Source organism: Dyella sp. AtDHG13 (assembly GCF_003201105.1).
Classification (GTDB): Bacteria; Pseudomonadota; Gammaproteobacteria; order Xanthomonadales; family Rhodanobacteraceae; genus Dyella; species Dyella jiangningensis_B.
On the sequence record NZ_QICJ01000001.1, the window covers coordinates 419478 to 431486 of the forward strand.

Consider the following 12009-nt stretch of genomic DNA (forward strand, 5'->3'; position numbering starts at 1 on the left):
GTCGGGGGCGCGCCGGGAACAGGAGGTGGGCGGTTTTCGGGCGGACCTTGAAACCTGGGGCGAGCGCCCGCCCCTTACCCCGGCCCGCTCCCCCGAAGGAGAGAGGCAGAAGCCGTCGCCCCCTCAGGGCGCGCCCTGCACCATGATCTTGCCCAGCCCCAGCGACTTGTTGCGGGGCATCCGCGACAACCGTCCCGCGGCGTTGCGGGCGATCTCCCGATAGCGCGCCGCCAGGTCCGAATCCGGCATGGCCGCCACGGTCGGCGTGCCGCCGTCGGCCTGCTCGCGGATGCAGATATCCAGCGGCAGCGAACCCAGGTAGGCCACGTTGTACTGCTCGGCCATGCGCGCGCCGCCGCCCTCGCCGAAGATGTGTTCCTCGTGGCCGCACTGGGAACACACGTGCGTGGCCATGTTCTCCACCACGCCGAGCACCGGCACCTCGACCTTCTCGAACATCTTGAGCGCCTTGCGGGCATCGAGCAGGGCGATGTCCTGCGGCGTGGTGACGATCACCGCGCCAGATACCGGCACTTTCTGCGAGAGCGTGAGCTGGATGTCGCCCGTGCCCGGCGGCAGGTCGACGATCAGGTAATCAAGCTGCTCCCAGCGGCTGTCGTTCAACAGCTGCATCATGGCCTGCGTGACCATGGGGCCGCGCCAGATCATCGGCGTCTCCTCCTCGATGAGGAAACCGATGGACATGGCCTGCAGGCCGTGCGCTTCCAGCGGAATGATGGTCTTGCCGTCCGGCGACTGCGGCCTGCCGCTGATGCCGAGCATGCGCGGCTGGCTGGGGCCGTAGATGTCGGCGTCCAGCACGCCGACCTTGGCGCCTTCGGCGGCCAGCGCCAGCGCCAGGTTGGCGGACACCGTGGACTTGCCCACGCCGCCCTTGCCCGAAGCCACCACGATGACGTTCTTCACGCCCGGCTGCGGCGCCAGCGTGCCCTGCACCTTGTGCGCGTGGACGCGCGTGCCGACGGACACCGAGGCCGTGGCGATGGCCGGGTCGGCTTCCAGGGCGCGCTTGATGGTGGCGGCCACCGCATCGGCCACGCTCCGTGCCGGATAGCCGAGCTGGATGTCCACCGAGACGCGGTCGCCATCCACGCCCACGGCGCGCACGGCATCGGCGAAAGGAGCACCGGTATGGGAATCAACGAGTTCGCCGAGAATGCGGCGGACCAGGGCTTCGCTCGCCTGCGTCATATCGGAATCTGGGGCCTGTCAGGGGAAGGGCCTATTATGCCAGCCCTGCCCCGCAGGCCGCCTGCGCTGCTTTCGCATTGCAGCTTGACGGGCTCGCGCGAGGTCGGTCAGGCTCCGAACATACGCTTTCGTACGGGAGGATCATCCATGAAGTCACTGCTCCGCGCCGCCGTCGTCGCCGGTCTCCTGCTGGGCGCCAGCGCCGCCTTTGCGGCCGAGGTCACTCCGGTCGGCACCTGGAAAACCATCGACGATGAGACGGGCAAGCCCAAGTCCATCGTGAAGATCACCGACGAAGGCGGCGAGCTGAAGGCCACCGTGCTGGAAGTGCTGCAATCCGACGAGGGCCCGCACCCGATCTGCAAGAACTGCGACGGCGAGCGCAAGGACAAGCCGATCGAGGGCATGAACATCATGTGGGGCGTGCACAAGGACGGCGACGCCGTCTGGGACGGCGGCAAGATCCTCGACCCCAAGACCGGCAAGATCTACAAGGTGAAGCTGCAGCCCAGCGAAGACGGCAGCAAGCTCACCGTGCGCGGCTACATCGGCTTCTCGCTGCTGGGCCGCAGCCAGGAGTGGCAGCGTCAGCCGTAAGCGCTCGCTCCATATCGACCACACGTACCATTTTCCCTCACCGTCATTCCGGCGAAAGCCGGAATCCAGTGCCTTTAGGCCTACTCGCGACACATAACGTCAAAGTCGCTGGATTCCGGCTTTCGCCGGAATGACGGTGAGGGGAATATGCCCTTGCGGCAAACATGGAGATTGCTGCAAGCAACACTGTGCAGAAGCGCGCTTGGGCGCCCCTGCAAACAAGCGCAAGGCTTTCAGCCCGCCGTCGCCTCGGCGCGATGCACCGCCACGCCCCTTGCCGTGAAGGCCGCACGCGTGGCCTTGTCCGCCGAATGCTCCACCACCAGGTGCTGCACGCGCGCCAGTTCGGCCACCTGATGCGCCGCGACGGCGCCCAGCTTGTCGTCGGTGGCCACAACCACGGTTTCGTCGCTGGCCTCGATCATCGCGCGCTTGAACAGCGACTCCTCGCTGTCGAATCCCCACAGGCCATGCGCGGCATCGACCGCGCAGGCACCCGGAAAACACAGGTCGGCGCGCACCCGGCGCACCTGATCCACCGCCTGCGCGCCCGTCGCGCCGCCGATGGCCACATCGATGCGGCCGCCAATCAGCAACACGTCGAAGCCTTCGCGGTCCAGTAGTACCTGGGCGATGTGCGGCGCGTTGGTGATCACGGTAAGCCGCGCATCGCGCGGCAAGGCCGCGGCAATCGCTGCGTTGGTGCTGCCGGCGTCGATCAACAGCGTCTGCCCGGCCTGCACCAGGCTCGCGGCCTTGCGCGCCAGCGCCTCCTTGCGTGCGGAGTGCTCGTGGCGGCGCTGTTTCAGCGGCGTGAGCGTGACCGCCGGCAGCAGCGCGCCGCCATAGACGCGCTTGCACAGTCCCAGCGCGGCCAGCTCGCGCAGGTCGCGGCGGATGGAGTCCTCCGACACCTCGAACGCCACCGCCAGTTCCGCCGCCACCACGCGCCCTTCCGCGCGCAGGCGTTCGAGGATGCGCTGCTGTCGTTCTTCCGGCAACGCATTGCTGTCCACTGCGGACGACTTAACCATGGGAAGCCTCGTTGACGGATGCGTCCAGCAGTTGCAGTTCGATCAGCCGCCGGCGCAGGCCCTCGGCGTCGCGGAACCACCAGCCTTGCATGCCCAGCGCTTCGGCGGCGGCCACGTTGCGCGCCGAATCGTCGATGTACAACGCCCTGGCGGGATCCACCGCATAGCGCTCCAGCAAGCGCTGGTAGATGCGCGGATCGGGCTTGATCAGCTTTTCCTCGCCAGATACGACGATGCCTTCGAACCATTGCAGGAACGCAAACCGCTGCCGGGCAATGGGAAAGGTTTCCTGCGACCAGTTGGTCAGCGCCAGCAGGCGCACGCCGCGGTCACGCAGGGCCGCGAGCAGCGCGACGCTTTCTTCCAGCGCGCCGACCAGGGTTTCTTCCCAGCGCAGGTGATAGGCGTCGATCAGGTCGGCGTGCTCGGGGAAACGCTCGCGCAGCAGCGCCGTCGCTTCCGCCCAGGGGCGGCCCGCGTCCTGCTGCTCGTTCCATTCGCTGCTGCAGACCTCGCGCAGGAACCACTCCATCTGCGCTTCGTCCGCGATCAGTTGCCGGTAGAGCCTGCGCGGATCCCAGCCGATCAGGACATTGCCCAGGTCGAAGATCACGGTGTCGACTTGCTTGCTCATCGCTTCACGATCCTTGCCGAAAGTCCCACCAGCACCAGCAGGCCCGCCACGCCGGCGAAGGCGACCGGCAAACTGCTCGCATGCGCCACAAAACCGATCAATGCCGGGCCGCTCAACAGACCCGCGTAGCCGAGCGTGGTGGCCGTGGCAATGGCGATGGCCGGCGGCGTGCCCGGCAGGCGCCCTGCCGCACTGAACATCACCGGCACGATGTTGGACGCGCCCAGACCAATGAGTACGAAACCCGCCAGCGATGCCGGCGCACCGGAAACGCAGGCCACCAGCAGAAAGCCCGCGGCGGCCAGCGCCGCGCCGATGCGCACGGCCCACTCCGGACCGTAGCGGCCCACGATGCGATCGCCCGTCAGTCGGCCCGTGGCCATCGCCACGGAGAAGCACGCATAGCCGAAGCCGGCGGATGCCGGCGACACGCCGCGGAAATCGCGCAGGAACACGGCGCTCCAGTCGAGCATCGCGCCCTCCGCGAGAAAACTGACGAAACACAGCAGCCCAAGCAACCACGCCAGCGCATGCGGCATGCCCAGAGGTTCCTTGGGCACGTCGTGCGCGGCTGGCGCGTCATCGAGCAGATCGCCGCGCAGCCACAGCACGATCATCACCAGCAGCGCGGCGATGGCGCTGGCGGCAAACCCGAGCGGCATGCCCAGCGCGAGCAATCCGCTCATCACCGCCGCGCCAGTCAGGCCACCCACGCTGAACAGGCCGTGGAAGCCGGACATCAACCGTCCGCCATCGTGACGCTCCACGTCCACCGCGTGTGCGTTCATCGCCACGTCGACCGCGCCGAGCATCACGCCGAAATACAGCAAGGCGGCGATCAGGCCCGCGATGCTCGGCACCACGGCCAGCACCGGCAGCGCGGCGCACATGAGCAGGCCCGAGGCGACGATCACCATGCGATTGCCCAGCTTGTGCGCCAGCCAGCCCACGAACGGCATGGAAAGCATCGAGCCGCCCCCGAACGCGAGCAGCGCCAGGCCAAGCTGGGCATCGTCCAGTCCCAGGCGCGCCTTGGCGTACGGCACCATCGGCGCCCAGGCGGACATGCCGATGCCCGACACCAGAAAGATCAGCCGCGTCGCCCGCTTGGCGCCCGAAATCACCGGGCCGGCGGCGGGTGCGCGTAAAGTGTCGCTGGACGCTTCCACGGGGCTTCCTTCAAAAGAACGGACACAAATGTATTAAATCGTGCACAAACGTGCAACACCCGCTGCGCATCCCGACGTCGGCCGCGGATCGACAGCGCACGCCGGCCACCATGGCATGCATGCGGGCAACGACACGACAAGGACTGTTTCGCATGACCACGGTTTTCACCCACGCCGTTGTGCCCCTCATGCTTGGCGCGGCAATGGGGCGTCGACGCATCAGCAGTCGCCTGCGGGTCGCCGGCGCGGTAGCGGCGATGCTGCCCGATGCGGATGTGCTCGCCTTCCACCTGCATATTCCCTACGCCGATGCGTTCGGCCATCGCGGCGCCACGCACTCCCTCGCCTTCGCCGCCATGCTCGGCCTGCTGGCGGCGTGGGCGTACCGCTGGCTGGACAGCACGCCACGGCGCGCGGGATGGTTCGTCGGCCTCGCCACGCTTTCCCATCCGCTGCTCGACGCCTGCACGGACGGCGGCCTTGGCGTCGCGCTTTGGTGGCCTTTCAGCGATGCACGCTGGTTTGCGCCGTTTCACCCCATCGCGGTGTCGCCCATCGGCGCGCGCTTCTTCAGCGAGCGCGGCGCGCAGGTGATCGCCTCAGAGCTGTGCTGGGTGTGGCTGCCGGTGGGCGTGCTCGCCGTCTGCATCCTGCTGGCGCGACGGGCGTCCAAACGGGCGTGATGCGGCCCGCGCGGCAACGCATGCCATAATGGACAACCCCGTCCATCAAGACCGTTGCCGCCCCATGAGCCGACGCCTTCTCGTCACCAATGCGCTGCCCTATGCCAATGGCCCGCTACACCTGGGCCATCTGCTGGGCTACATCCAGGCCGATATCTGGGTGCGCGCGCAGCGGATGCAGGGCAACGAGGCCGTCTACGTCTGCGCGGACGACGCCCACGGCACGCCGATCATGCTGGCCGCGGAAAAGGCCGGCCTGTCGCCGGAGACATACATCGAGGAGATCCGCATCGGCCACGAGGCGGATTTCGCGGCCTTCGGCGTGGCGTTCGACCATTACCACTCCACGCATTCGGAAGAGAACCGCGAGCTGGCCTCGCTGATCTACACGCGCCTGCGCGACGGCGGCTTCATCGCGCGCCGCGACATCCAGCAGTTGTTCGACCCGGAAAAGGACATGTTCCTGCCGGACCGCTACATCAAGGGCACCTGCCCCAACTGCAAGACGCCCGACCAGTACGGCGACAACTGCGAGAACTGTGGCGCGACCTACGCGCCCACCGACCTGATCAACCCCTACTCGGTGATGTCCGGCGCCACTCCCGTGCTGCGCGATTCGGAGCATTACTTCTTCGAGCTGGGCAAGTTCGAGCCGCTGCTGCGCGACTGGTTCGCCGGCAAGTTCACCGATGGCCAGCCGGTGGCGAACAGCGGCGTGGTGGCCAAGCTGCGCGAATGGCTGGATGGCGGTTTGAAGGACTGGGACATCTCCCGCGATGCGCCCTACTTCGGCTTTCCCATCCCCGATGCGCCGGGCAAGTATTTCTATGTGTGGCTGGATGCGCCGGTCGGCTACCTCGCCAGCTTCAAGGCGCTGTGCGACCGCACCGACCTGAAGTTCGAGGATTTCCTCAGCGTCGACAGCCGCGCCGAGATGCACCACTTCATCGGCAAGGACATCATCAACTTCCACGGCCTGTTCTGGCCGGCCATGCTGCATGGCGCGAATTTCCGCACGCCGACGGCGCTGCACGTCAACGGCTACCTGACCGTCAACGGCGCGAAGATGTCCAAGTCGCGCGGCACCTTCATCAAGGCGCGCACCTACCTGGACGCCGGCCTGCATCCGGAATTCCTGCGCTACTACTTCAGCACCATGCTGAGCGACACGCCGGTGGACGTGGACCTGGACCTCAAGACCTTCGAGGAACGCGTCAACTCGCACCTGGTCGGCAAATGGGTGAACATCGCCAGCCGCACGGCGGGCTTCGTGCACAAGTTCTTCGACGGCCGCCTGGCGCCCGCGTTCAGCGCGCAGGAGCAGGAGCTGTGGCGCGAACTGCTTTCGCTCTATGGCGACGTGCCCGCGCTCTACAACGCCAAGGACTTCGCCGAAGTGGCGCGCCGCTTCGTGACCATGGCCGACATGGTCAACGGCTACATCGCCGCCCAGGCGCCGTGGGCCATGGCCAAGGACGAATCGCGCCGCGAGGAACTGCACCAGGTGTGCTCGTTCGCACTGGCCGCGTTCCGCCTGCTGGCCGGCCTGCTCAAGCCCGTGGTGCCCGCCACGGTGGAAGCCGCCGAGCGCTTCCTCGCCGCGCCGATCAACGGCTTCGACGATGCGCGCGCCGAACTGCACAACCACACCATCAACACGTTCGAGCCCCTGCTCGGCCGCATCGATCCCAAGCACGTCGAGGCCATGGTGGAGGCGTCCAAGGATTCCCTTGCCCCTGCCGAAGCCAAGCCCGCGCCGAAGAAAGCCAGAGAAGAAAAAGCCAAGCCCATGACCGAAGCCACCGCCACGCCCACCGCTGAAACCGCCGTCATCGGCATCGACGATTTCGCCAAGCTCGACCTGCGCATCGGCAAGGTCACCACCTGCGAATTCGTGGACGGTTCGGACAAGCTGCTGCGCTTCGAACTGGATGCCGGCCCGCTGGGCACGCGCCAGATCTTCTCCGGTATCCGCGCCGCCTATGGCGAGCCGGAAAAACTGGTCGGCCGCAACGTGGTGTTCATCGCCAACCTCGCGCCGCGCAAGATGCGCTTCGGCCTGTCCGAGGGCATGATCCTGTCCGCCGGCGACGGCGGCAGCGACCTGTTCCTGCTCGACGCGGACCAGGGCGCGAAGCCGGGCGCCACCGTCCGCTGAGTCTCGCGCCGCCATGTCGCTGGCCGACCGCATCGACGCCCTGCTGCCGCAGACGCAATGCGAACAATGCGGCTACCACGGCTGCCGCCCCTACGCGGAGGCGATCGCGCGTGGCGAGGCGAAGATCAACCAGTGCCCGCCGGGCGGCGCGGCGGGCATTGCGAAGCTGGCGCAGTTGCTCGACGTGCCGGTGTTGCCGCTCGATCCCGAACACGGCATCGAAAAGCCGCGCACGCTCGCACGCATCATCGAGGCCGATTGCATCGGCTGCACCAAGTGCATCCAGGCCTGCCCGGTGGACGCCATCGTCGGCGCATCCAAGCTGATGCATACGGTGATGCGCGAGGACTGCACCGGTTGCGAGCTGTGCGTGCCCGCCTGCCCGGTGGATTGCATCGTGGTCGAACCCATGCCGCAGTCGCAGGTGCACGACCTTGCCCATGCCGATGCCGCGCGCCTGCATTTCCAGCGCCGCGAGGCGCGGCTGGCGCGCGAGCAGGCACAACGGGAGGCCGAACTCGCGGCGCGCAAGGCGCAGGTCTCGGCAACGCAGACACCGGCCAATCCCGTGCTTGCCGCGCTGGCGCGGGCCAAGGCGAAACAACAAGGAAAACCGTCGTGAAGAAAGCCGACGTCGTCGAGCTGTTCACCCGCCTGCGCGAACTCGATCCCCACCCCACCACGGAACTGCACTACAGCACGCCGTTCGAGCTGCTGGTGGCGGTGGCGCTGTCGGCGCAGGCCACCGACGTGGGCGTGAACAAGGCGACGAAGAAACTGTTTCCCGTGGCCAACACGCCTCAGGCGATGCTCAAGCTGGGCGAGGAAAAGCTCAAGCAGTACATCTCCACCATCGGCCTGTTCAATGGCAAGGCCAAGAATGTCATCGCCATGAGCCGCATCCTGGTGGAGCAGTACGGCGGCGAGGTGCCCGCCACGCGCGAGGCCCTGGAGGCCCTGCCCGGCGTGGGCCGCAAGACGGCCAACGTGGTGCTCAACACGGCCTTCGGCCATCCCACCATCGCCGTGGACACGCATATCTTCCGCGTCGCCAACCGCACCGGGTTGGCCCCCGGCAAGGACGTGCGCGCGGTGGAAGACAAGCTGGAGAAAGTGGTACCGCTGGAATTCAAGCAGGACGCGCACCACTGGCTGATCCTGCACGGCCGCTACGTGTGCAAGGCGCGCAAGCCCGATTGTCCGCAGTGCGTGATCCGCGACCTGTGTCGCTACAAGGACAAGACGCCAGCCTGAGGCGCACTCGCAAATTTCTGCGATCCGCTATCGGGGCAGTCTTCACCGAGTGGCCCGCCATATACGAGGCAACGGCAGGCATGGAGAGGCAAACGCGGTCACCGAGGGACGCGACGCGGCACCACGTCACGGCATCGACATACTCCGCACTCAAGAGTGACCGTTTCGCATGCAACTACACGCGCGTGGCGGAACTGTCCTCGCGCAAGTGCGCTTCATCGAACACCGACACAACGCGCCGCGTGCCGGTCCGCATGCTGTCATGCGCGCAACGCCTTGGTTGCGGCCAGACGACATCGCGCTGCAAAAAAGCATGACGAGTGGCATAGAACAGGCCATGTAATGCGGAAAACCTCATGAATCCCTCAGTGTTTCGCGCAAGTTCATCAAGCTTGACGCGACCTGACAGCCTAAGGTCAAACCTCCCCCGGAACTCCCCGTCAGGAGGCCTCACCATGAAGCGCACCATCCTCACCGCTGTCGTGGCTGCCGTTGGACTCGCCTGCGTTGGCCAGGCACAAGCCACTGTCGAAACCTATACCGTCGACCTCAACGGCTATGCCGTGGTCGGTTTCGTAGGCAACACCCCGGAAGACTATGCACGCGCCCAGCAGCAGGCGAACAGTTGGGAAACGCAGCGTCACCTGATGCTGAAGCCGCAGTCCATGAAGGCCGTGGCCATCGACGAATCGCAAGGTGTCGCGCTCAACCAGACCCAGTTGCGTGATGCCATCGTGCAGGCCGCGCTCGCCAAGACGCCTTGAGCTCACCGCGCATTCACCTTTCGGCAGCGCCGCGCATGGGCGCTGAAACAGGAAGGAAGACGGCGAACCGGCAGGCTCGCCGTTTTTCTTTGCATCACGCGGATTGACGGCGCGCGTCTCACTTGCCAACGTGACGCCCGGGCAGGCAAAAGATCCACAAAAGGTAGCTTGCGGATCATGTATGCGGGCAAGGCGCGGGCCATGCCTTCGCCGGGTCAGACACGGGTGTCATTGGCATGCACATTCTGTTGGTGGAAGACGATGCCGAGCTGGGCGGCGCGATCAAGCACGCACTGGAGCACCAGTCCTACGCGGTGACCTGGCTTCGCGACGGCCGCGAGGCCATGGAGGCCCTGCGCGGCGACCCCATGGACCTGGTCCTGCTCGACCTGGGCCTGCCCGGCAAGGATGGCCTGGAAGTGCTGGCCGAAGCCCGGCGCGCCGGCGTGAAGACTCCGGTGCTGGTGATGACCGCGCGCGACGCGCTGGAGATGCGCATCCGCGGTTTGGATCTGGGCGCCGACGATTATCTGGTCAAGCCGTTCCATCTCGGCGAGCTGGCCGCGCGCATCCGCTCCCTGACCCGGCGCACGCAAGGCCTGGCCGACAACCTTGTCGAAGTGGGCGGGTTGCGCCTGAACCTGGCCACGGCGGAAGTCGAATTCCGCGGCGAACGGGTCACGCTGACGCGGCGCGAATTCGCCCTGCTCCGCGTGCTGATGGAGCGCGCCGGCCGCATCGTGCGCCGCGAGACGCTGGAGAACTCCGTCTACGGCCTGGATACCATCGTCGAGCGCAACGCCATCGAGGTGCAGGTGCACTGGCTGCGTCGCAAGCTCAGCCCGGAAGTGATCCACACCGTGCGCGGCATCGGCTACATGATTCCGCGCGAGCCGCAATAGTGACTCCGCACCCCGCCAGCCTTCGCACCCGTCTCACCTGGCTCATCATCGCGGTGATGGTCGCCGTGCTGATTCCGCTGGGCTGGATCAGCTATCGCCGCGAACTGCGCGAAATGAACGAACTGCTCGATGGCCGCCTGGCCCAGGCCGGCCGCACGCTGGGCACGCTGATAGCCCACGGCCAGCTGCCGCTGCGCGATGCCGACCTACAGGCCATCCAGCAGAACGGCGACAAGCATGGCCACGGCGTGGTGGTGTCCGTGCATCCGCGCAACTACGAGCCGGAAGTGGGCTTCCAGGCCTACGACCCGCAAGGCGAGCTGATCGCCGCCACCTCCAATTTCGCCGACCTCTCCCCGCCCACCACCGAAGAGCGCGGTTTTCGCGACATCCAGCACGAAGGCCGGCAGTGGCGCACGTTTACGTTGCAGAATCGCGCGAACCTGGTGATACGCATCGGCGAGCGCTCGGACAACCGCAGCGATATCGTGCGCGGCCTGGTCATCGAACACGCGCTGCCGCTGCTGATCGGCCTGCCGCTGCTCGCCCTGCTGGTGAGCCTGGCGGTGAAGCGCGGCCTGCGCCCGGTCGCCGTGCTCACCGACATGCTGGACCGGCGCACGCCCGGCAGCCGCAAGCCCATGCCCGCCGAAGTCGCACCGAGCGAAATCAAGCCACTGATCGTCGCGCTCAACCAGCAACTGGAACGGCTGGAAGACGCGCTGGATCGCGAACACCGTTTCGCCACCGACGTCGCGCACGAACTGCGCACGCCCCTGGCCGCGACGATGATCCATCTCGAAAGCGCGATGATCAGCAACGACCCGACCGAGGTCGAGTTCACCGTGCGCCATGCCCAGCAGAGCATGGCGCGACTGGCGCGCCGCATCGAACAGATCCTGGCCATGGCGCGGCTGGAAGCCGGCGCGGCATCGCAGCAGCGCACGCCGATGGACCTGATCCGCATCGCCACTGAGGTGATCGAGGAGCTGGCCCCGCTGATCGTCGACAAGGACATCGAAGTCGGCCTGACGCACGGCAACGACATGATCATCGTGCCCGGCCACGAGGTGGCGCTGGCCGCCATGTTCCGCAACCTGATCGAGAATGCCCTGCGCTATACCGAAGCGGCGGGCCAGGTCGACATCTCACTCCGACGCGAGGGCGGCGAGGCGATCATCGACATCTACGACAACGGCCCGGGCATTCCCGAGGACAAACGACAAGCGGTATTCCAGCGCTTTCACCGCGAAGTGGAAAGCGCGACGCGCGGATACGGCCTGGGCCTGAGCATCGTGCAACGTGCAATCGAGCTGCACGATGCCTCGATCGAGCTGCTGGAGTCGCCGCTGGGGCGCGGGTTGCTGGTGCGGATACGGATGGCGGCGCTGGTGGGCTGAGGCTGGGTTTTCCGCCAGGGCAAAGTCACTGCATCCCCGCCTTCGCGGGGATGACGGTGAGGGGGTGTTGAGGAGTGCGGAAGATTGGGGGTCGCCGCGGCTCTTGATCGTCATCCCCGCGAAGGCGGGGATCCAGCGACTTTCCTTCCATTCCCGCATAGCCCCAAACAGCCAGCCTTCATCCCCCCAAAAGGTTTCCACA

The 12009-nt window shown here is 66.6% G+C and carries 12 protein-coding genes; 8 read left to right on the forward strand and 4 right to left on the reverse strand.

Features of this window, described 5'->3' with window-relative positions:
* Nucleotides 1-123: 123 nt before the first annotated feature.
* Nucleotides 124-1212: an iron-sulfur cluster carrier protein ApbC gene (gene apbC, locus BDW41_RS01845; RefSeq protein ID WP_074547166.1), complete on the reverse strand. Its 1089-nt coding sequence runs from the start codon at nt 1210-1212 to the stop codon at nt 124-126.
* Between the two features lie 147 nt (nt 1213-1359).
* Between apbC and BDW41_RS01850 the strand changes: the two genes are divergently transcribed.
* Complete coding sequence (locus BDW41_RS01850) at nt 1360-1809, forward strand: DUF2147 domain-containing protein (protein ID WP_074547165.1); 450 nt, start codon at nt 1360-1362, stop codon at nt 1807-1809.
* Nucleotides 1810-2042: 233 nt separating this feature from the next.
* Here the strand turns inward: BDW41_RS01850 and BDW41_RS01855 are convergent, their stop codons facing one another.
* Genes BDW41_RS01855 through BDW41_RS01865 form a run of 3 tightly spaced genes read right to left on the reverse strand, consistent with a single transcriptional unit; the run spans nt 2043 to nt 4646 of the window.
* Nucleotides 2043-2843, reverse strand: a complete 801-nt coding sequence (locus tag BDW41_RS01855; RefSeq protein ID WP_074547164.1) for a DeoR/GlpR family DNA-binding transcription regulator — start codon at nt 2841-2843, stop codon at nt 2043-2045.
* Nucleotides 2836-3477 carry an HAD family phosphatase gene (locus tag BDW41_RS01860; protein ID WP_074547163.1) on the reverse strand — a complete coding sequence of 214 codons (642 nt, stop codon included), beginning with the start codon at nt 3475-3477 and terminating at the stop codon, nt 2836-2838. Before BDW41_RS01860 ends, BDW41_RS01855 begins: the two co-directional genes overlap by 8 nt.
* Nucleotides 3474-4646 carry an MFS transporter gene (locus BDW41_RS01865; RefSeq protein WP_233496736.1) on the reverse strand — a complete coding sequence of 391 codons (1173 nt, stop codon included), beginning with the start codon at nt 4644-4646 and terminating at the stop codon, nt 3474-3476. Before BDW41_RS01865 ends, BDW41_RS01860 begins: the two co-directional genes overlap by 4 nt.
* A 152-nt stretch (nt 4647-4798) precedes the next feature.
* Here BDW41_RS01865 and BDW41_RS01870 point away from each other — a divergent pair, with 152 nt between their 5' ends.
* The 7 genes from BDW41_RS01870 (at nt 4799) to BDW41_RS01900 (ending at nt 11807) form a co-directional block, all read left to right on the forward strand.
* Nucleotides 4799-5329 carry a metal-dependent hydrolase gene (locus BDW41_RS01870; protein WP_074547162.1) on the forward strand — a complete coding sequence of 177 codons (531 nt, stop codon included), beginning with the start codon at nt 4799-4801 and terminating at the stop codon, nt 5327-5329.
* A 64-nt stretch (nt 5330-5393) separates the two neighbouring features.
* The gene (gene metG, locus BDW41_RS01875) at nt 5394-7487 is read left to right on the forward strand and encodes a methionine--tRNA ligase (RefSeq protein WP_074547161.1); all 2094 of its coding nucleotides are present in this window, start codon (nt 5394-5396) and stop codon (nt 7485-7487) included.
* 13 nt (nt 7488-7500) lie between these two features.
* Complete coding sequence (locus BDW41_RS01880; protein ID WP_074547160.1) at nt 7501-8109, forward strand: RnfABCDGE type electron transport complex subunit B; 609 nt, start codon at nt 7501-7503, stop codon at nt 8107-8109.
* Nucleotides 8106-8741: an endonuclease III gene (gene nth / locus BDW41_RS01885; protein ID WP_074547159.1), complete on the forward strand. Its 636-nt coding sequence runs from the start codon at nt 8106-8108 to the stop codon at nt 8739-8741. Before BDW41_RS01880 ends, nth begins: the two co-directional genes overlap by 4 nt.
* A gap of 455 nt (nt 8742-9196) precedes the next feature.
* Nucleotides 9197-9505 carry a hypothetical protein gene (locus tag BDW41_RS01890; protein WP_074547158.1) on the forward strand — a complete coding sequence of 103 codons (309 nt, stop codon included), beginning with the start codon at nt 9197-9199 and terminating at the stop codon, nt 9503-9505.
* A gap of 236 nt (nt 9506-9741) precedes the next feature.
* The gene (locus BDW41_RS01895; RefSeq protein WP_074547157.1) at nt 9742-10407 is read left to right on the forward strand and encodes a response regulator; all 666 of its coding nucleotides are present in this window, start codon (nt 9742-9744) and stop codon (nt 10405-10407) included.
* On the forward strand, nt 10407-11807 hold the full coding sequence (locus BDW41_RS01900; RefSeq protein ID WP_233496737.1) for an ATP-binding protein: 1401 nt from the start codon (nt 10407-10409) through the stop codon (nt 11805-11807). Before BDW41_RS01895 ends, BDW41_RS01900 begins: the two co-directional genes overlap by 1 nt.
* Nucleotides 11808-12009: the final 202 nt, after the last annotated feature.

Bases quoted from the DNA above. Each gene is read 5' to 3' on its own strand.
- apbC (WP_074547166.1), bottom strand. From the start codon at position 1,212: ATGACGCAGGCGAGCGAAGCCCTGGTCCGCCGCATTCTCGGCGAACTC.
- BDW41_RS01850 (WP_074547165.1), top strand. From the start codon at position 1,360: ATGAAGTCACTGCTCCGCGCCGCCGTCGTCGCCGGTCTCCTGCTGGGC.
- BDW41_RS01855 (WP_074547164.1), bottom strand. From the start codon at position 2,843: ATGGTTAAGTCGTCCGCAGTGGACAGCAATGCGTTGCCGGAAGAACGA.
- BDW41_RS01860 (WP_074547163.1), bottom strand. From the start codon at position 3,477: ATGAGCAAGCAAGTCGACACCGTGATCTTCGACCTGGGCAATGTCCTG.
- BDW41_RS01870 (WP_074547162.1), top strand. From the start codon at position 4,799: ATGACCACGGTTTTCACCCACGCCGTTGTGCCCCTCATGCTTGGCGCG.
- metG (WP_074547161.1), top strand. From the start codon at position 5,394: ATGAGCCGACGCCTTCTCGTCACCAATGCGCTGCCCTATGCCAATGGC.
- BDW41_RS01880 (WP_074547160.1), top strand. From the start codon at position 7,501: ATGTCGCTGGCCGACCGCATCGACGCCCTGCTGCCGCAGACGCAATGC.
- BDW41_RS01890 (WP_074547158.1), top strand. From the start codon at position 9,197: ATGAAGCGCACCATCCTCACCGCTGTCGTGGCTGCCGTTGGACTCGCC.
- BDW41_RS01895 (WP_074547157.1), top strand. From the start codon at position 9,742: ATGCACATTCTGTTGGTGGAAGACGATGCCGAGCTGGGCGGCGCGATC.